Below are 17,875 nucleotides of genomic sequence, written 5' to 3'. Positions count from 1 at the left end.
TACGGGCGCCGGCCGTCCGCACCGGCAACGGCCGCCGAACGAGGGATGAACAGCGGTACTGTGCGCGCATGAGCGGACCGCGGGTCTTCCGGCTGATCCAGCCCGTCGACGACATCGAGGTCGCGGTCGCCTTCTACGCGGGTGTCTTCGGGGACCCCGGCGAGCGGATCGCGCTCAACCGCCACTACTTCACCTGCGGCGGAGTGGTGCTCGCCTGCGTCGAGGCGCCGCTCGAACACCGCGAGCCGCGGCCGCGGAAGGACCCGCGGATCGTCTACCTCGCGGTCGACGACGTCGACGAGACGTTCCGGCGGGTGCGCGCCGCCCACCCGCGCTGGATCGACGACACCATCGAGACGCAGTTCTGGGGCGAACGCTCCTTCTACGCCGACGACCCGTTCGGCAACCCGCTCTGCTTCGTCCAGGAGGACACGCTCTACCTGGGCGGTCCCGTCGGCTGATCGCCGTTCTCCGGGTTCAGCCTGACCGGCATGACGAACCAGAGGATCCCGAAGAGCAGCAGGGAAAGCACGGCCATGACGATCATCGCCGCCTCGCCGTAGACCACCTTCGCGATCAGCGCGACGGTGGACGTGATCGCGAGCGCGAGGCAGACGAGCCCGACCAGCACGAGCCGGTTGCCGACGGTCAGGATCCGCTCCCGGCTGCCGGTGCGGAAGAGCAGCCGGTGCCACGCCGCGGGCGCGGTCAGCAACGCCGTCGCCGCCACCGCGAGCACCACCGCGGCCAGGTGCAGCGACTTTTCGAACCCGCTGGCGTCGTGGAACCGGTCGGTGAACACGACCGACAGCAGGAACCCGAAGAGGATCTGCACGCCCGCCTGGGCGACCCGCAGCTCCTGCAGCAGCTCGCCGATGTTGCGCGTCAGCTGCTGGTTGTGGGTTTCGCCGGTCTGTTCGGCCATCCGGAAACCATAACCTCGGCCAGGACCTCCCACTGGATGGGAGAAAAGTGACTTTTCTCCCCCAAGCGGTCACTCTTTCGCGTGAAGATCATGGCTGCGCCCGTTCGCGCTGGTTAGAGAAGGACCATGCGTCTTCTCCCCGCTCTCGCTCTCGCGGCTGCCGCCGTTGTGCTGGCCCCTGCCGTCGCCTCCGCTTCGCCCGTGCGCGTGGTGACCGCGCACGGCCCGCTGACCACATACCGCGCCGACCTCGTCCCGGCCGGCGCCCGCGCACACGTCTTCAGCCTGTCGGCCGGCTCGGGCACGAAGACGACCCTCGTGGTCACCGGCCTGCTGCCGAACCGGGCCTACGGCGCCCACGCGCACGAGAAGCCGTGCGGCGCCACCGGTGACGCGGCCGGGCCGCACTTCCAGCACGTGCCGGACCCGGTCAAGCCCTCGGTCGACCCCGCCTACGCCAACCCCCGCAACGAGATCTGGCTCGACTTCACCACCGACCGCCTCGGCACCGGCCGCGGCCGGTCCACAGTGGACTGGACGTTCGGCGCGCGGCGGGCCGGCTCCGTGGTCGTGCACGAAACCCACACGCACACCGACCCCGGCCACGCCGGCACGGCGGGCGCGCGGCTGGCCTGCCTCGACGTGGCCTTCTAGAACCCCCAGGAGCGCTCGGGCACCACGCGGATGCGGACGGAGTACTCGGCGTCGAACGACTCCGCCGTGAAGCCGATGCCGGGGTAGGACGAGGCGTACTTGCCGAGGTACCCGGGCGCCTCGGAAGCCTTGCCCGCCTCGACGACGGCCTTTCCGTTCACCACGAGGATGTCGCCGCCGGACTCGCCGCTGTTGAGGTGGAAGCTCACCTCGGGGTTCGCTGCGAGGTGCCGGAGCTTGGCGGTGCCGGGCTGGCTGAAGACGAGCACGTCGTCACCGTCGAGGACGAACCACACCGGTCGTGGCGCGGGCCGCCCTTTCGGCGTGACGGTGGTCAGCCAGCCGATTTTCTCGTCGGCGCGGTCGGAAAGCTTCGGTGTGGCCATGTCGGCGCCCCCTGGTCGTCGGTCGTGTGATCCAGACAACCACGGGGCACCGACAGTTTCTTCCCGGTCTACCGCGAGGCGACCCGCCGCGCGTACCGCGAACCCGCGGCCAGCAACACCAGACCGGCGCCGAGGAACGCGCCGACCCGGGCCAAGCCGTCCAGGGCCGCCAGGTCGAACAGCACCAGCTTCAGCACCGCCGCGCCGACCAGGACCAGGCCGGTCACCCGCAGCGCCACGACCTCGATCCCGCGCAGCAGCAGGACCAGCGCCGCGACCGTCCAGGACACCGTGATCAGCGCGTGGCCGACCAGGAACCCGGTGCGGCCCGGGATCGCCAGCAGCGAACCGCACAGCACCACGCCGGCGGCGCCGTAGAGGGCCGCGACGCCGGCGAGGAGCCACACCGGCAGGTCGTCGGACGGCCCGCGGAACACCGCCAGCCGCATCGCCGCCCAGGGCAGCGCGACCGACACCGCGAGGATCAGCACGGCGACCGCCAGCGCGCCGGCGAGGTCACCCGCCGTCTGCGTCCGGTACACGATCAGCAGCACGGGCGTGACGTCGAAGACGACGCCGATCAGGCCGCCGAGCGCGGCGAACCCGAGCGCGGCGCCCAGCGCGAACCGGTTGCGCCCGCCGAGCGCGGCCACGACCAGCAGCAGGGCCTCGCCGAGCAGCACCGCGGCGCGGGCCGGACCGTCGAACTGGGTGACCGTCGCCTGCAGGATCGCCAGCAACCCGGCCAGCCCGGCCAGTTGCCCGGCGAGCCCGGGCCACCAGCGGCGCGCCGCCCACACGGCGAGCAGCACCACACCCGCGCCGGCCGCGATCGGCACGGCCTGCACCTTCGGCAACAGCGCCGCGGCGATGAGCGTCGGCAGCACGGACGTCGCCAGCACGGAAAGCGCGGCGGCGTCGTTCTCGCGGCGGCGCGCGACGATCAGCGCCAGCGTGACACCGACGAGCGAGGCGGCGCCGGCCGCGGCCGTGTTGGCCCAGCCGCCGCCACCGCCCACGACCGCCGTGCTGATCACGGCGGCGAAGAGCGGCGGGATGCCGGCGGACAGCGTCAGCGACGACCAGTCGCGGCGCAGCTGCACCGGTGCCGTCGCGAGCTGGACCATCAGCAGGAACGTGACCAGTTCGGGGGTGAACCCGCGGGTGATCATCGGCGCGCAGACCACACACCCGACGACCACGGCGGAGGCGAGCAGCGGCGAGTCCCAGCGCACGGCCACGAGCAGGCCGCCGACGGTGATCACCAGCCCGGCGGCGAGCCCGGCGAGCACCGGCAGGAAGTCGTAGAGGGTTGTCGCCGCGACGGCGTCCAGGTAGAGCGTGGCGATGCCGGTGGCGGCCAGCGCGAAGGCCCCGGTGCGGCCGGCGGGCTTGCGGTGCAGCCAGACGCCGGTGCCGGTCAGCGCGAGCCCGAACGCGGCGCCGACGAGCACCCGCGGCAGCGGCCCGAGCCACCCCCGCTGGACGGCCAGCACGAGCAGCAGCACCACGCCGAGCAGCGTCACGGCGCCACCGACCCAGGCCAGGACGCGGCTGCCCGCGCCCTCTTTGCCGAGCTTCTCACCCAGCGTCTGACGCGGAACGGGCTGGTACGGCGGCTGCGGCGGCGGGAAGTACGGCCGCTGGGGCGGCGGCTGCCACTGGTACTGCGGCCACGGCATCTGCTGCTGCGGCGGCGGCATCGGCTGGGGTTGCGGCTGAGGCTGTTGCAGCGGCTGTTGCGGCTGCGGCTGCGGCGTGGCTTGCTCGGGCTCCGGGGCCGGCTTCGGCTGTTCGGCGCGGGCGGTCCGCAGTTCGGAGCCCACCAGGGCGAGACGACGCCCCAGGTCGTCGATCTCGCCGGCGAGCCGGAGGAGCACATCTGCTTCGGTGGTCATACCGGACAGCGTCGGCCATGGGCCCCCACCTGCGGATCCGTAGCACTACTCAAACCCGGGTCACGTCCTGGTCGCGGCGAACACCTCGTCCATCGTCACCATGATCGAGACGGTTTCGTCCAGCGGCATGAGCGCGCTTTCGGTCTCCCCGGCGGCGAGCAGCCGGGCGACCTCGTCGGCCTCGTGCCGCAGGCCCAGGCCCTCGTCGACGTACTCGTAGCGGGCTCGATCGCCTTCGCGCGGAATGAAGGTGAACGACGCGGGCGCGTAGAACGGCCCCTCGATCTCGATGCGCGCGGCCGTCCCGACGATGGCCGCCGTGGTCGGCGACACCGCGCTCAGCGTGCAGCCGAGCAGCGCCTGCGCGCCGCCCGCGTAACCGAAGAGCATCGACATCTGCGCGTCGACGCCGGTGAAGGCGGGGGTGGCCATGGCGGCGATCCGCTCGGGCGCGCCGAGCACCATCGACGCGAACGAGACGGGGTAGATCCCCAGGTCGAGCAGGGCGCCACCGCCGAGTTCGGGGGCGAAGAGCCGGAACTCGGGGTCCTCGGCGAACCACTGCCCGTGGTCGGCGGTGACCGTGACGACGTCGCCGAGCCGCGGCAGCAGCTCCCGCACGTGCCGGATGTGCGGCAGGAAGCGCGTCCACATGGCTTCCATCAGGAAGAGCCCGCGCGCCCGGGCCAGCGCGACGAGGTCCCGCGCCTCCTCGGCGTTCATCGTGAACGGCTTCTCGACCAGCACGGGCTTCCCGGCCTCGAGCGCGAGCCGGGCGTTGCCGTGGTGCATCGGGTGCGGCGTCGCGACGTAGACGATGTCGACGCCGGGATCTTCGGCGAGGGCCTCGTAACTGCTGTGCCGGGTGGTGACGCCGAGCCGGTCGGCGAACCGGTCCGCGCTTGCGGCCGTCCGGGACCCGACCGCGGCGACCACGCCGGAGCCGGTCAGCCGGAGGTCTTCCGCAAAGGCGCCCGCGATGCCACCGGTGCCCATGATTCCCCAGCGCAGGGGTTCGTTCGTCATGATCCGAACCCTACGGCGGTGGCGGCAAAAGCACCGTGGACGCCGACCGTGCGGCGGGGCAGGGTTGGCGGTTCCCGACTCGCTCGGAGGCTCACCGTGCCCCGTCGTCGTCTGCCCGAACGCGCCACCCCGACCGGCGCCGGCCGGATCTTCCTGCCGGTGATGCTGGTCGTCTTCGGCCTGGGCACGATCGTCCTGCTGGTCGCCGGGACCACGGTCCTGGCCGGCGACCTCGCCCACGGCGGCGAGACGTCACCGTGGTTCCTCCTCGCCCTGTTCGCCACCGCGGTCCAGCTGATCGCGGTGGTGGCCCTGGCCTTCCGCCGCCGCTGGGGCGCACGGGTGTTCGGCGTGGCGTTCGTGGTCGGCGCGGTGCTGGACCTCCTGTCGTTCAGCGGCGTGAGCGGCGGGCTGGTGATCATCAAGATCCTGGCCGCCGGAGTCCTCGCAGCGGCGATCCTGGTCCGCTGGGACGACCTCGTCGCCTGAGCCGATCCGGCCCCTGGTCGACGTGATCGACACCACAGGCGACAATGGAGACGTGACCGCCACCCTGAGCAAGCCCGCCCTGAAGATCGGCCCCTACCAGGTCGATCCCCCAGTCGTGCTCGCTCCGATGGCCGGCATCACCAACGTCGCCTTCCGGCAGCTGTGCGCCGAGTACGGCGCCGGGATCTACGTGTGCGAGATGATCACCGCCCGCGCCGTGGTCGAACGGCACCCCGGGACCATGCACATGATGACCTTCGGGGCCGACGAAAAGCCCAGGTCGATGCAGCTTTACGGCGTCGACCCGAAGACCATGGCCGAAGCCGTCCGGATCATCGTCGGCGAGGGGCTCGCCGACCACATCGACTCCAACTTCGGCTGCCCGGTCGCGAAGGTGACGCGCAAGGGTGGCGGGGCGGCGCTGCCGTTCAAGCGGAAGCTGTTCGAGGCGATCGTCCGGGAGTCCGCCCGCGCGGCGGGGGACGTGCCGTTCACGGTCAAGTTCCGCATCGGCATCGACGACGACCACCGCACCTACCTCGACGCGGGCCGCATCGCCGAGGCCGAGGGCGCGGCCGCCGTCAGCCTGCACGCGCGGACCGCCGCGCAGCGTTACTCCGGCCAGGCCGACTGGACCAAGATCACGGCGTTGAAGGAGGCGGTGACCAGCATCCCGGTGCTCGGCAACGGCGACATCTTCAGCGCCGCCGACGCCCTGCGCATGGTCGACGAAACCGGCTGCGACGGCGTCGTCGTCGGCCGCGGCTGCCTCGGCCGGCCGTGGCTGTTCGGCGAGCTGGAGGCGGCCTTCGCCGGCCGCGCCCTGCCGACACCGCCGAACCTCGGCGAGGTCGCGCGAGTCCTGCGCCGCCACGCCGAGCTGCTCATCTCCCACGACGGCGAGACCAAGGCCCTGCGCGACCTGCGCAAGCACATGGCGTGGTACTTCATGAACTTCCCGGTCGGCTCCGAGCTCCGCCGCGGCTTCGCGATGGTGTCCAGCCTGACCGAGCTCGACGACCTGATCGGCCGTTTGGACCACGACGCGCCGTTCCCCGACAACGCCGACGGCCCGCGAGGCCGTCAGGGATCACCGGGCAAGGTCACGCTGCCCCACGGCTGGCTGGACGACCCGGACGACGACTGCGTCCCCGAGGCGGAAGACATGCACTCCGGCGGCTGAACCACCCGCACGAGTCAGGACAGCTGCTCGTCGTAGTCGGGCAGCTTGAAGCCCTTTTCGTAGTTCCCGCCGGTGAAGTCGCCCGGGCGGTTGCCGACATTCGCGATGATCGTGTAGCCCGCGGCCGCGTACTCCTTGCGGCAGCGCTGTTTCGTGTCGGTCGCGTGCTGCTCGCTGCTCTTGCGGACGCACACCCGGTCGACGGGATAGCCGACGCTCGTCAGAGCCTCCTTCGCATCCGATGCGTCGCTGCGGAAACTGGCGACGAGCACGCTGACGCCGAGACTTTTGGCGTGCCGGGCGAAGTCGAGGACGTCCTGGGTGGCGTGGCCGGGCCGGTAGTGGGTTTCGAGGGCGGTGTTGTCGATGTCGGTCACGATGGCGAGCTTCGAACCGCCCCGGGAAACCCGGGTGTCGAGGTAGCCGGTCCCGCCGGCCATGGCCTGGTGGACGTCGGCGAGCCAGGTATCGAAGCTCGGCAGCCCGCTCGCCGAGGCGGGCGCGGCGGCTCCCGCGGCGACGGCGACGCAGGCCAGCGCGCACGCAGCGACGCGGGTGACAACGGTGTTCCGCATGGTGTCGTCCTTCGTGGTCGGCGGCGATTCGTTGTGCCGCAGCGGTTTTGACGTCGATGATGCTACGAGCGTCGCCTCGTCGGGGTACCCCGCGAAAGTCGTTAACAGTTATTCGGGACTCGTGCTCCGCGACCGGAACGTGGATCATCGACGCATGCCTGAGACGTCCTTCGCCTGCGCGCTCAGCACCGCCATCAGCCGTGCCGGGCTCAGCCTGCGCCAGCTCCAGCGTGCCCTCGAAGTGCGGGGGACGAAGGTCAGTCTCGCGACTCTGAGCTACTGGGGCAGCGGTCGCAGCCGGCCCGAACGAGACGTGGATTCGGCGTTGGCCGCGTTGGAGGAGGTTCTGCAGCTGCGTGACGGCGAACTGTCCGCGTTGCTCGGCGCCCGCCGCGGCCGGGGCCCGGCGGCACGGTCCACTCAGGACGTACACCGGATGGCAAACGCCTGGGGCGCCCCGGTTTCCCTGCGCGACGCGCTGGCCGAATGCGCTGTGCCGCCGGTGCGCGCGGTCACCCGTCACGACACCCTGTACCTCGACCGCGAGGGCGTGAACCAGCGACTGGTCGCGGCCGTGACACTGCTCGCCACCGAGGCTGCCCGCAGTGCCGTCGTGCTGGTGCGAGGTGCCTCCCGTGAGCGGATTCCCGTGCTCGGCAGAACGCGCGGCTGTGTCCTGCGCAGCTACCGGGTCGTCGCCGGGCAAGGGCTCGCGTTGATGGAACTGGAACTGGACCGGCCGCTGCTCGCGGCCGAAACCGGCCGGATCGAGTACGAGGTGCTGTTCGACGACGACGTCCGCAATGACCACTGGTTCCTCCGGACCCACCGCACGGTGCGGGATCTGCGGCTGACCGCGGTGTTCACACCACCGATGACGCCGGCCGCGGTCGCCGTCGTGGCACCCGGCCCGCACCGCGGCGTCCGGCGGACCGCGACGGGATTCGCGGCCGCGGCGGGCAACGTGCGCCCGGGGTGTTTCGGGCTCCGCTGGAACTGGCCCGACACCGACGCGGCGACCGCTGCCGAACGTGGCGCGGCCGGAGCGGATGGGTGAGACTTCATCGATGGTTTCCGAATACGTCCAGAGCGACCAGTTCCGAGGTGCTCGCATCCACCTGTGCGACCTCGCCGGCCTCGAGATCCGCGACTGCGAGGTGAACGGCCTGAAGATCGTCGACTGCTACGGCAGCGACGTCTACCTCGGTGGTTACTTCGAGCGCCTCGTCGTCAACGACGTGGACGTGACCGCCTACGTCGAGGGTGAGCTCGACGCCCGGCACCCGGCGCGGGTGCTGGCGCGGGACGCGGCTTCTCCCGAGGACTACCGGGCTGCCTGGGACGCCATCGAGACCGCGTGGAGCTCGACGCTCGACCGGGCGAGACTGCTGCCCAACGCCAAGCTGCACGAGCAGGTCGACGGCGAGTGGTCATTCGTCGAAACCCAACGTCACCTCCTGTTCGCCTCCGACGCCTGGCTCGGAAACGCCGTGCTCGAAGAGGATGCGCCCTACCACCCGCTCGGCTTCCCGGCCGGAGGAACACCGCCCGAGGACGCGACGAAGCTCGGCCTCACCCTCAGCGCAGACCCGCAACTCGACGAGGTGCTCGCGCCCAGGCTCGCCCGCATGGCCACGATGCGGCGTGTCGTCGACGGGCTCACCGCTGCCGAGCTCGACCGGGTGTGCGGTCGCAAGCCTGCCGAGATGTATCCCGACCAGGAGTACGTCGTACGCCGCTGCCTCAAGGTGGTGCTGAAGGAAGAAGCCGAGCACCACCGTTACGCGGTGCGCGACCTCACGGTGCTCGAAGCAAGCATGTCTGAACGGCACCGTTGACCCGACCATGCTCGACCGGGCCGTTGCCGACGACGCACCGGACGCAGTCGGCGCGGTACTGACCGGTCCGAACACCGAAGCAGAGGAAGGTGGTCGGCAGCGGGCCGGCGCGGCATCGGCCTCCGGCGGGCTCGCGCAGCCTCACCGTGCTCCAGCACCTCCTGCCGCGAAGCCAGTGGTCCGCCTCGACGCGAGCGGAACTCCTGAACGGCGGCTGAGCTGCAGCAGACTGAACCCGAACAACGCCACGCCCAGCGGCACGTGCACCACGGTCACGTGCGCGATGCCCAGCACCACCTGCGCCAGCACCAGCCCGAGGAACACCACCGCCGAGACGATCGGCCGGGGTGAGCCTCCGCCCGGGCGCCACGCCAGAACCGCGGCCACGACGTGAACCATCGCCACCACGAACACCGTGTACGCGGCCGCGCTGTGCAGCGAATGCCCGTTCGGTGTGGTCAACAACAGGCCGGCCGTAACCGGCGAGAGAAACACGGCCAAGGTCTGCAGGCCGATCGTGAAACGCAGAAATGTCGCCATACCCGTTCGACGACCCGGCCGGGCCGAACGTGAGGTCGTGACATCTGTCATCCCCCGATCGTGGCGGATCGCATCTCCACGAAACCCTTTCCAGCGACAAGCTTTTCCCATGACCACGAACGAAGCAGGCCTCGGTTCCCTCCTCCGGACGCTCGGCGTTGAGATCGCCGTGCCGCTGGGCGTCTACTACGGACTCCACGCCCTCGGGGTGAACGACTTCACCGCGCTCGCCCTCTCCGGCGTGGTCCCGCTCGCCCGCACCCTCTTCGAGTTCGCCCGGCACCGCACCATCAACGGCCTCGCGCTGGTCGTCCTCGTGACCAACGTCGTCGGCATGCTGCTGACCTTCGTCGCCGGGGACGCGCGGCTGATGATCGCCAAGGACTCGATCGGGAGCGGGTTCATCGGGCTGGTCATCCTGATCTCCGCGTTCACCGCACAGCCGATCATGACCAAGGCCATGCGCCCGTTCCTCACCCACGGCAAGGCCGATCACGAAGCCGCGTGGGAACGTCTCGAAGGCAACGCGCGGTTCAGCACCGTCCTGCGCCGGGCCAGCATCATCTGGGGTGTCGGGTTCATGCTCGAAAGCGCCGCGCGGGTGGTCGGCGCCTTCACCCTGCCCATCTCGACCATGGTGTGGCTGAGCACGGTTCTCTTCGTCGGCTCGTTCGCGGTGATCATGGTGGTCGCCGGCGCCGCGGCCAAGGAAGCCGGTGAACTGGTGGCCCGGGAAGCATCCGCCGAGGTCAGGACGCTCGTCGCCGCTTGACCAGACCTCACTGTCGGTGTACAGGTGTGTACATGTACGGCAAGAAGCAGCACCTGGTCGGCGACCTCGCGGAGCTGATCCGCTCCGGGCGCCTCGCCCACGGCGAGCGCCTCCCCGGCGAGAACCAGCTCGCCTTGCAGTACCAGGTCAGCCGCGGCACCGTCCGCAGCGCGCTCTCCGAACTGCAGCAGCTCGAGCTCATCTCTACCCAGGCCGGCGTCGGCTCGTTCGTCACCTTCGACGGCGTCCAGCTCGACCAGCGGATCGGCTGGGCCCGCGCCCTCGCCGACGCCGGGGCGCCCGTCACCACCGAGCTCCTCGGCATCGAGACCGTCGAAGACCAGGCCCTCGAAGAGGAGTTCGGCGAGAAGACCTACGTCGCCGTGCGGCGGCTGCGGCGGGAGCACCATCGCGGGGTCTCGCTCGAAACCGCCACCGTGCCGGCGGTCGGCCCGCTCGCCGAGCTCCCCGAAACCGGCCTGCGCGACGGCTCCCTGACCAAGACGCTCGAAGCCGCCGGCCGGATCTCCGTCGGCGGTGACCAGTGGATCAGCACCGAACGGCTGGACGCCGGCGCCGCCGAGCTCCTCGGCCGCTCCATCGGCGAGCTGTTCCTGCGGGCCGAACGCACGTCCGTCGACGTCGAGGGCCGGCTGGTCGAGCACGTGGTCAGCCTGCTGGACCCGGACCGCTTCCAGTTCCACCTCACCTTCGGACACCGGTGAACGCGCGGGACCGGGCGCTCGGCGCGTTCACCGGGCTGGCCGTCGGCGACGCGCTCGGCATGCCGACGCAGTCGATGTCCCGGGCCGCGATCGCCGCCGCCTACGGGCCGGTCACCGGGCTGCTCACCGCCGTCGCCGAGCAGCCGGTCGCGCCGCTGATGCCCGCCGGCTCGGTCACCGACGACACCGAGCAGGCCGTGCTGCTGGCGCAGCTGCTCATCGACGGCCGCGGCATCGTCGAACCGCACGTGTTCGCCGACGCGCTGCTCATCTGGGAAGCCGACATGGTCCGCCGCGGCTCCGCGGACCTGCTCGGCCCGTCGACCAAACGCGCGCTTTCCCGCCTGCAGGACGGCGTCCCGGCCGACGAAGCCGGACGCACCGGCACTACCAACGGCGCCGCCATGCGGGTCACGCCGGTCGGCATCGCGACCCCCTCGGACGACCTGCACCGGCTGGTCGACGCCGTCGTCGCGACCGCACGCGTCACGCACAACACCAGCCTGGGCATCGCGGCCGCCGCCGCGGTCGCCGCCGTCGTCTCGGCCGGGGTGGACGGCGCCGAGCCGGCCGAAGCGCTCGACGCGGGTGAGCGCGCCGCCGTGGTCGGCGGGGAACGCGGGCACTGGGCGCCGGGCGGGGAGATCGCCGCGCGGATCCGCTGGGCACGCGGCTGGGTGCGGGGCATGGCGCCGGCCGCCGTCGCCGACGCGGTCGCCCGGGTGATCGGCACGTCGGTCGCGTCGCAGGAGTCCGTCGTGGCCGCGTTCGCGCTGGCCGAGGCCATGGGTGACGACCCGCCGGCGGCGCTGCGCCTGGCCGCCGGGCTCGGCGGTGACACCGACACCGTCGCGGCGATCTGCGGGGCGATGCTCGGCGCCACGCGCGGCGTCGGCGCGTTCCGCCCGGACGTCGTCGAGACCGTGCTTTCCGTTAACCGGCTCGAGTTCGGGCCGCTCGTCGACGAGCTCCTGCGGCTGCGCCGGCGATGACCGGGCGGCTGGTGCACACCGGGCAGGTCGTCCTCGACCTGGTGATGGTGGTGCCGGCCCTGCCGCCGCCGGGCGGCGACGTGCTGGCGTCCTCGACGAACTTGGTGCCAGGCGGCGGTTTCAACGTCATGGCCGCGGCCGCGCGGTCCGGCGCCCGCGTGCTCTACGCGGGTAGCCACGGTGTCGGTGGCCTCGGCGACCTCGCCCGGACCGCGCTGGCCGCCGAGGGGGTCGAACTCGCCCACGAACCGACGCCGGACCTGGACACCGGCGTGGTCGTCGCGCTGGTCGACCCGACCGGCGAGCGCACCTTCGCGACCGGCACCGGCGCCGAGGGACGACTGAAGGCGCTCGAGGATGTCGTCCCAAAGGATGACGACATCGTGTACGTGACCGGCTACAGTCTGTTGCATAAGACCAACCGTGCGGCGCTTCTCGACTGGCTGCCCCGGTTTCCCGGCACGCGGATCCTGTTCGATCCCGGCCCCCTCGTCAGCGACATCACCCCTGGAGACCTCCATGCCTTACTGTCCACAATAGACATACTGAGCTGCAACGCGCGCGAAGCCGCCGTGCTCGGCGAGCTTCCGCCGGTCGCCGTCGTCCGCGATGGCGCGAAGGGCTGCCGGGTCCACGAGCGCGGCCGGACCACCGAGGTCCCGGGCTTCGCGGTCGACGCCGTCGACACCAACGGCGCGGGCGACACGCACTGTGGCGTTCTGGCCGCTGAGCTGCTCCGCGGCAGTACCCTCCTCGACGCCGCCGTGCGCGCGAACGCGGCGGCCGCGCTCTCGGTGACCCGCCGCGGCCCGGCGACCGCGCCGGACCGCGCGGCGATCGACCACCTACTGACCAGGGACGGGTCATGACCGGTACCGAACGCAAGCTCAAGGTGGAGACCAACGGCCTCGACGTGATCACCGACGCCGAGCGCCGCGGCACGCCGCGGCAGCTGTTCTGGCCGTGGTTCGGCGCGAACGTGTCGGTGCTGGGGCTGAGCTACGGCTCTTTCACGCTCGGCTTCGGCATCTCGTTCTGGCAGGCGCTGGTCGCGGGCGTGGTCGGCATCCTGTTCTCGTTCCTGCTGTGCGGGTTCATCGCGATCGCGGGCAAACGCGGGTCGGCGCCGACGATGCTGCTCTCGCGCGCGGCCTTCGGCGTCCGCGGCAGCCGGCTGCCGTCCGCGATCTCGTGGCTGCTCACGGTCGGCTGGGAAACCGTGCTGACCGCGCTCGCGACCCTGGCGACGTCGACGGTGTTCGAACGCCTCGGCTGGGGCGGCGGCACGGCGACGAAGGTGGTGGCGCTGATCGTGGTCGCCGCGCTGACCGTCGCCGCCGGCGTGCTCGGGTTCGACGCGATCATGAAGCTGCAGACGTGGATCACCTGGATCACCGGGGTGCTCACGGTGGTCTACGTGGTCCTCGTGGTGGGCGACATCCACTGGGACGCGGTGAGCGCGCTGCCGTCCGGGTCGGCGCAGCAGTGGGTCGGCGCGCTGGTGTTCCTGATGACCGGCTTCGGCCTCGGCTGGGTCAACGCGGCGGCGGACTACTCGCGGTACCTGCCGCGCTCGTCGTCCGGGCGTGGCGTGGTCGGCTGGACGACGTTCGGCGCGTCGGTGGCGCCGCTGGTGCTGCTGGTGTTCGGGCTGCTGCTGGCCGGGTCGTCACCCTCGCTCAACGACGCGATCGCGAAGGACCCGATCGGCGCGCTGACGACGTTGCTGCCGCTGTGGTTCCTGGTGCCGTTCGCGATCGTCGCGGTGCTGGGCCTGGTCGGCGGCGCGGTGCTGGACATCTATTCGTCCGGGCTGGCGCTGCTGTCGGCGGGCCTGCGCGTGCCGCGCCCGGTCGCGGCACTGGTCGACGGTGTGCTGATGATCCTCGGCACGGTCTACATCGTGTTCTTCGGCGGCGAGTTCCTCGGCCAGTTCCAGGGGTTCCTGGTGACGCTGGGCGTGCCGGTGGCGGCGTGGTGCGGCGTGATGCTCGCGGACGTCCTGCTGCGGCGGCGCGACTACGCCGAGCGGGAGCTGTTCGACCAGGCCGGCCGCTACGGCGACGTCCGCGTCGGGCCGATCACCGTGGTGCTGGTGGCGACGGCGCTCGGCTGGGGCCTGGTGACGAACACGTCGGCGGACTGGCTGAAGTGGCAGGGTTACCTGCTGGAGCCGTTCGGCCTCGGCGGCCGTGACGGCTCGTGGGCGTTCGCGAACCTCGGCGTGCTGCTGGCACTGGCCCTGGGTTTCTTGGCGACTTTTCTTACCCGGCAACGCATCCGGGCACAGGAGGCCGTGTGAGATCGGTACTGGCGGTCATCGACCTGCAGAACGTGTTCGCCGACCAGGCGAGCCCGTGGTTCACACCGCGGTTCGCCGAGGTGGTCCCCCCGATCCAGCGCCTGGTGACGGCCTTCGGCGACAACGTGGTGTTCACGCGGTTCGTCGCACCCACGCGCCCGGAAGGGGCGTGGAAGCAGTATTACGAGCGGTGGCCGTTCGCGTTGCAGCCACCGGATTCACGGCTGTACCAGGTGGTCGCGAGATTCCAGCCTTCGTCCACAGTGGACGCAACGACGTTCGGCAAGTGGACCCCGCGGATGGCAACCCGAGTCGGTGGGTCCCGGCTGGTGCTGGCGGGAGTGTCGACGGACTGCTGCGTGCTGTCGACAGCGTTGGCGGCGGCGGACGCGGGCGTGTCCGTGACGGTGGTTTCGGACGCCTGCGCGGGTGTCGACGACGAGAGCCACACGAAGGCGTTGGACATCATGAGGCTGTACGGACCTCTGGTGACGGTGGCCACAACGGAGGAGGTGCTCGGCTAGGCTGGGCTCGGTGAGCCTCGAAGCCTCGGCGATCGCGTTGACAACTGCGGTGGTGAAGGCCGCCGCGAAGATCTGGCTCGGCGACCGCCCGATCGCCGCCGACGCGTCGGCCAAGGTGTTCGACCTGCTGGAGAAGCAGGTCACCGGCCTCAACGACCGCCGCAAGCTCCGGCTGCTGTTCACCAACCTCGAGTCCCGGGTCGCGGACCGGCTGCTGCCGTTCATCGACGTCGAGTTCCGCGCCCTGCCCGAGAACGAGCGGGCCGCCGCGGTGGAAGCGGCCCGCGAGACGATGGACAGCGCCGCGTTGACGGACGACGACCTGTTCGCGTCCGACCTCGACGCGGCCTACCTGTACCGCTACCTGCTGCGCACGGTCCCCGACGTCACAACGCTGCTGTCGAGCGACGCCGTCGAGCTGTACCAGCGGGTCCTGCGGGAGTGCTGCGCGTACCTGGTCCAGGTGACGAGCACGCTGCCGCGTTTCCAGCCCGGCGCGCTGGTCGAAGTGCTCCGCCGGGAGACGGAGATCCTCGAGACGGTCCGCACCGTGCTGGCCGCGTTGCCCGAACGCCGCCACCCGGACGACTTCGCCGCGGACTTCCGCCGCCAGGTGGTCACAACACTGGACCGCATGGCCCTGTTCGGCGCCGGCCTGTCCGACGCAACCCGGCTCTACCCGCTGTCGGTCGCTTACTTGAGCCTGAGCGTCAGCTCGGAAGACAACGTCGCGGCCGGCGACCGGATCGAGCAGGTCCTGCCACGGACGTCGAGGATCCTGCTGCGGGGCGAGGCCGGCTCCGGCAAGACGACGCTGCTGCAGTGGCTGGCGGTGCAGTGCGCGAGCCGCCGGCTGGGCGACATCGAAGGCTGGGACGGCCTGGAGCCGTTTCTCCTGCGGCTCCGCCGGTTCAGCCAGGCCGCGTTGCCCACCCCCGAGCGGTTCCTGGACGAGATCGGCCGGCACATCGCCGACGAGATGCCGCCCCAGTGGGTGCACCAGCGGCTGCGGCTGGGCCGGGCCGTTGTCCTCGTGGACGGCATCGACGAGCTGCCCGAGAACCGCCGCGAAGAGGTCCGGGCCTGGCTCGGCGAGCTGATCAGCGCGTTCCCGCGGGCCCGGTACGTGGTGACGACCCGCCCGGCGGCGGTCGACCCGAACTGGCTGGCCACCGGGAACTTCACCGAGGTCCGCCTGCAGCCGATGACCCCGCGCGACGTCCGGACGTTCGTCGCGCGCTGGCACCGGGCGATGCCCGCCCTCGAAGGCCGTGGCGACGCGCTGGTCGCCGCGATCGGCGCGCGGAGTGCGTTGCGCCGGCTCGCCGAGAACCCGTTGCTGTGCGCGTTGCTCTGCGCCCTGCACCACGAGGGGAACGGGCAGCTGCCGGACAACCGGATGGAGCTGTACGACGTCGCGCTGCGCATGCTGCTCGACACCCGCGACCTCGAGCGCCACGTCGAGCTGGACGTCCGGCTGTCCTTGACGGACAAGCTCCTGCTGCTGCGCCACCTCGCGTACTGGCTGGTCCGCAACGGCTACAGCGACATCTCGGCGGCGGACGCGGAGGCCCGGATCGCGGCGAAGCTGACGTCGATGGGCCAGATCGCGGCCACCCCGCACCAGGTGTTCCGCCACCTCCTCGACCGCGGCGGTGTGCTGCGCGAACCGGTGGTGGGCCGGATCGACTTCGTCCACCGCACGTTCGGGGAGTACCTCGCGGCCAAGGCGGCGGTCGAGGAGGACGACATCGGGGCGCTGGCGGCGAACGCCCACCTGGACGAGTGGCGCGAGGTCGTCGTGCTGGCCGCGGGCCACGCCCACCCGGCGCAACGCGAACGGCTGATCGAAGGGATTCTCGAGTCGACCGGCCCGAACGCCGACCTGATCGCGCTGGCCTGCTTGGAGACGTCCCCCGAGCTGCCCGGGCGGTTGCGCACCGAGATCGAGCAGCGGACGGCGTCACGGATCCCGCCCGAGAACTTCGAGGTCGCCGAATCCCTGGCGATCGCCGGCGAGTTCGTGCTGGACCTCCTCGCGGCGCGCGAGCCGCGGGAGCCGCTGACCGTGGCGTCGACGGTCCGCGCCGCGGCGCTGATCGGCGGCGCGGGCGCGCTCGAGCTGATCACCCGCCACCGCGGGAACGCTCACCGGGCCGTGACGGCTGAGCTGCTCGCGGCGCGGGAGCGGTTCGACCCGGCCGAGTACGCGGAGCGCGTCCTCGCCGACGTCGAGCTGCCGGACCGGCAGCTGGAGGTGTCGGATCCCGCGATGCTCGCCGGCCTGCCTCACCTACGCCACCTCGAACGGCTCACTTGCCGCTTCGCCGAAGGCTACGACGACCTGGACGGGTACGACTTCCGGTTGCTGGCGGGCGCGTCGCTGCGCCACCTCACCCTCACCGGGAAGCTCCCGGCCCGGTCGACCGACCTCGGCCCGCTCGCGGACGTCCCCACGCTCCGCGAAATCGACGCCGAGGTGCAGACCCACGGGTGGGGCCGGCTGGGCGAACTGCCGGACCTGATGGCCCTGAACCTGAGGTGGATCGACGACGTGCGCCGGCTCGACGAGCTTGCGTCCGCGGTGCGCCTGCCGTCGTTGCAGCTGCACCGGGTTCCCCGGCTCGAAACCCTGTCCCCGCTGTCGTTCCTGGAGCGGCCGCGAAGCCTGCGGTTCGTCAACTGCCCCGCGTTGCGCGACATCTCCACCCTCACGAACTGGGCCCACAGCCTGAACGAGCTCAGGCTCGAGCTCTGTCCCGAAGTGGACCTGACTCCCTTGGCGGCGTTGACCGAACTGGGCTCGCTCTGGCTGCTGGACATCCCGACCATGGACCTGAGCCCGCTCGCCGGGCTCCGGGGGTTGAAGAAGCTCTGGCTCGGCAACAGTTACGGCGACGACGTCGACCTGCGGCCGCTGGCCGGGACCTCCGGTCTGAAGGTGTGCGTCGGCAAGAACACCCGGCTCGTCGGCGAACACCTCCTCGGACCACGGTGCCGCATCGAACGGTTCTGACCGGCCACCACCCGTTCAACCGCGCGAAGT

At 71.4% G+C, this 17,875-nt stretch carries 19 protein-coding genes; 13 read left to right on the top strand and 6 right to left on the bottom strand.

Annotated elements, in window-relative coordinates; genetic code table 11:
• The first annotated feature begins 68 nt into the window (after positions 1-68).
• On the top strand, positions 69-461 hold the full coding sequence (locus ACZ63E_RS02925) for a VOC family protein (protein ID WP_465333824.1): 393 nt from the start codon (positions 69-71) through the stop codon (positions 459-461).
• Here the strand turns inward: ACZ63E_RS02925 and ACZ63E_RS02920 are convergent.
• Entirely contained in the window at positions 437-925 is a 489-nt protein-coding gene (locus ACZ63E_RS02920) for a DUF6328 family protein (RefSeq protein ID WP_465333822.1), read from the bottom strand. The two genes, ACZ63E_RS02925 and ACZ63E_RS02920, sit on opposite strands and share 25 nt — an antisense overlap.
• 126 nt (positions 926-1,051) lie before the next feature.
• Between ACZ63E_RS02920 and ACZ63E_RS02915 the strand changes: the two genes are divergently transcribed.
• Complete coding sequence (locus ACZ63E_RS02915) at positions 1,052-1,579, top strand: superoxide dismutase (RefSeq protein ID WP_465333820.1); 528 nt, start codon at positions 1,052-1,054, stop codon at positions 1,577-1,579.
• Here ACZ63E_RS02915 and ACZ63E_RS02910 read toward each other — a convergent pair.
• From ACZ63E_RS02910 to ACZ63E_RS02900, 3 genes are all read right to left on the bottom strand, one after another.
• Entirely contained in the window at positions 1,576-1,965 is a 390-nt protein-coding gene (locus tag ACZ63E_RS02910) for a TIGR03667 family PPOX class F420-dependent oxidoreductase (protein WP_465333818.1), read from the bottom strand. The genes ACZ63E_RS02915 and ACZ63E_RS02910 overlap by 4 nt on opposite strands.
• Positions 1,966-2,033: 68 nt before the next feature.
• Positions 2,034-3,863 carry a DUF2339 domain-containing protein gene (locus ACZ63E_RS02905; RefSeq protein ID WP_465333816.1) on the bottom strand — a complete coding sequence of 610 codons (1,830 nt, stop codon included), beginning with the start codon at positions 3,861-3,863 and terminating at the stop codon, positions 2,034-2,036.
• Positions 3,864-3,923: 60 nt separating this feature from the next.
• Positions 3,924-4,889 carry a Gfo/Idh/MocA family protein gene (locus ACZ63E_RS02900; protein ID WP_465333814.1) on the bottom strand — a complete coding sequence of 322 codons (966 nt, stop codon included), beginning with the start codon at positions 4,887-4,889 and terminating at the stop codon, positions 3,924-3,926.
• Between the two features lie 96 nt (positions 4,890-4,985).
• Here ACZ63E_RS02900 and ACZ63E_RS02895 point away from each other — a divergent pair, with 96 nt between their 5' ends.
• Positions 4,986-5,378 carry a hypothetical protein gene (locus ACZ63E_RS02895; protein WP_465333812.1) on the top strand — a complete coding sequence of 131 codons (393 nt, stop codon included), beginning with the start codon at positions 4,986-4,988 and terminating at the stop codon, positions 5,376-5,378.
• Between the two features lie 52 nt (positions 5,379-5,430).
• On the top strand, positions 5,431-6,561 hold the full coding sequence (dusB, locus tag ACZ63E_RS02890) for a tRNA dihydrouridine synthase DusB (protein WP_465333810.1): 1,131 nt from the start codon (positions 5,431-5,433) through the stop codon (positions 6,559-6,561).
• Positions 6,562-6,575: 14 nt separating this feature from the next.
• Here the strand turns inward: dusB and ACZ63E_RS02885 are convergent, their stop codons facing one another.
• On the bottom strand, positions 6,576-7,136 hold the full coding sequence (locus ACZ63E_RS02885; RefSeq protein WP_465333808.1) for an HAD family acid phosphatase: 561 nt from the start codon (positions 7,134-7,136) through the stop codon (positions 6,576-6,578).
• 154 nt (positions 7,137-7,290) lie between these two features.
• On the opposite strand from ACZ63E_RS02885, the gene ACZ63E_RS02880 reads away from it, so the two are divergent.
• Positions 7,291-8,193 (top strand): hypothetical protein, encoded by a 903-nt coding sequence (locus ACZ63E_RS02880; RefSeq protein ID WP_465333806.1) that lies wholly within the window; start codon positions 7,291-7,293, stop codon positions 8,191-8,193.
• Between the two features lie 10 nt (positions 8,194-8,203).
• Positions 8,204-8,974 (top strand): DinB family protein, encoded by a 771-nt coding sequence (locus tag ACZ63E_RS02875; RefSeq protein ID WP_465333804.1) that lies wholly within the window; start codon positions 8,204-8,206, stop codon positions 8,972-8,974.
• A 141-nt stretch (positions 8,975-9,115) separates the two neighbouring features.
• Here ACZ63E_RS02875 and ACZ63E_RS02870 read toward each other — a convergent pair whose 3' ends face one another.
• Entirely contained in the window at positions 9,116-9,514 is a 399-nt protein-coding gene (locus tag ACZ63E_RS02870) for a hypothetical protein (protein ID WP_465333803.1), read from the bottom strand.
• Positions 9,515-9,623: 109 nt separating this feature from the next.
• On the opposite strand from ACZ63E_RS02870, the gene ACZ63E_RS02865 reads away from it, so the two are divergent.
• The 7 genes from ACZ63E_RS02865 to ACZ63E_RS02835 are packed head-to-tail and all read left to right on the top strand — an operon-like array spanning position 9,624 to position 17,845.
• Entirely contained in the window at positions 9,624-10,286 is a 663-nt protein-coding gene (locus ACZ63E_RS02865) for a VC0807 family protein (protein ID WP_465333801.1), read from the top strand.
• A 32-nt stretch (positions 10,287-10,318) separates the two neighbouring features.
• The gene (locus tag ACZ63E_RS02860; RefSeq protein WP_465333799.1) at positions 10,319-11,011 is read left to right on the top strand and encodes a GntR family transcriptional regulator; all 693 of its coding nucleotides are present in this window, start codon (positions 10,319-10,321) and stop codon (positions 11,009-11,011) included.
• Complete coding sequence (locus tag ACZ63E_RS02855; protein WP_465333797.1) at positions 11,008-12,003, top strand: ADP-ribosylglycohydrolase family protein; 996 nt, start codon at positions 11,008-11,010, stop codon at positions 12,001-12,003. The genes ACZ63E_RS02860 and ACZ63E_RS02855 overlap by 4 nt, the downstream gene beginning before the upstream one ends.
• Positions 12,000-12,872 carry a PfkB family carbohydrate kinase gene (locus ACZ63E_RS02850; protein ID WP_465333795.1) on the top strand — a complete coding sequence of 291 codons (873 nt, stop codon included), beginning with the start codon at positions 12,000-12,002 and terminating at the stop codon, positions 12,870-12,872. Before ACZ63E_RS02855 ends, ACZ63E_RS02850 begins: the two co-directional genes overlap by 4 nt.
• Complete coding sequence (locus tag ACZ63E_RS02845) at positions 12,869-14,305, top strand: purine-cytosine permease family protein (RefSeq protein ID WP_465333793.1); 1,437 nt, start codon at positions 12,869-12,871, stop codon at positions 14,303-14,305. Before ACZ63E_RS02850 ends, ACZ63E_RS02845 begins: the two co-directional genes overlap by 4 nt.
• A complete protein-coding gene (locus ACZ63E_RS02840) occupies positions 14,302-14,829 on the top strand; it encodes a cysteine hydrolase family protein (protein ID WP_465333792.1) in 528 nt (175 codons plus the stop codon). The genes ACZ63E_RS02845 and ACZ63E_RS02840 overlap by 4 nt, the downstream gene beginning before the upstream one ends.
• A 10-nt stretch (positions 14,830-14,839) precedes the next feature.
• Positions 14,840-17,845, top strand: a complete 3,006-nt coding sequence (locus tag ACZ63E_RS02835; protein WP_465333790.1) for an NACHT domain-containing protein — start codon at positions 14,840-14,842, stop codon at positions 17,843-17,845.
• Positions 17,846-17,875: the final 30 nt, after the last annotated feature.

The organism is Amycolatopsis sp. NPDC104819, from assembly GCF_055583145.1.
Note: the sequence above shows the minus strand (reverse complement) of the source record. Positions and strands in the feature narration are given on the sequence as shown.

Excerpts from the sequence above, each read along its gene's own strand:
- ACZ63E_RS02925 (WP_465333824.1), top strand. The coding sequence starts at position 69 with ATGAGCGGACCGCGGGTCTTCCGGCTGATCCAGCCCGTCGACGACATC.
- ACZ63E_RS02920 (WP_465333822.1), bottom strand. The coding sequence starts at position 925 with ATGGCCGAACAGACCGGCGAAACCCACAACCAGCAGCTGACGCGCAAC.
- ACZ63E_RS02915 (WP_465333820.1), top strand. The coding sequence starts at position 1,052 with ATGCGTCTTCTCCCCGCTCTCGCTCTCGCGGCTGCCGCCGTTGTGCTG.
- ACZ63E_RS02910 (WP_465333818.1), bottom strand. The coding sequence starts at position 1,965 with ATGGCCACACCGAAGCTTTCCGACCGCGCCGACGAGAAAATCGGCTGG.
- ACZ63E_RS02905 (WP_465333816.1), bottom strand. The coding sequence starts at position 3,863 with ATGACCACCGAAGCAGATGTGCTCCTCCGGCTCGCCGGCGAGATCGAC.
- ACZ63E_RS02900 (WP_465333814.1), bottom strand. The coding sequence starts at position 4,889 with ATGACGAACGAACCCCTGCGCTGGGGAATCATGGGCACCGGTGGCATC.
- ACZ63E_RS02885 (WP_465333808.1), bottom strand. The coding sequence starts at position 7,136 with ATGCGGAACACCGTTGTCACCCGCGTCGCTGCGTGCGCGCTGGCCTGC.
- ACZ63E_RS02880 (WP_465333806.1), top strand. The coding sequence starts at position 7,291 with ATGCCTGAGACGTCCTTCGCCTGCGCGCTCAGCACCGCCATCAGCCGT.
- ACZ63E_RS02875 (WP_465333804.1), top strand. The coding sequence starts at position 8,204 with ATGGTTTCCGAATACGTCCAGAGCGACCAGTTCCGAGGTGCTCGCATC.
- ACZ63E_RS02870 (WP_465333803.1), bottom strand. The coding sequence starts at position 9,514 with ATGGCGACATTTCTGCGTTTCACGATCGGCCTGCAGACCTTGGCCGTG.
- ACZ63E_RS02865 (WP_465333801.1), top strand. The coding sequence starts at position 9,624 with ATGACCACGAACGAAGCAGGCCTCGGTTCCCTCCTCCGGACGCTCGGC.
- ACZ63E_RS02860 (WP_465333799.1), top strand. The coding sequence starts at position 10,319 with ATGTACGGCAAGAAGCAGCACCTGGTCGGCGACCTCGCGGAGCTGATC.
- ACZ63E_RS02850 (WP_465333795.1), top strand. The coding sequence starts at position 12,000 with ATGACCGGGCGGCTGGTGCACACCGGGCAGGTCGTCCTCGACCTGGTG.
- ACZ63E_RS02845 (WP_465333793.1), top strand. The coding sequence starts at position 12,869 with ATGACCGGTACCGAACGCAAGCTCAAGGTGGAGACCAACGGCCTCGAC.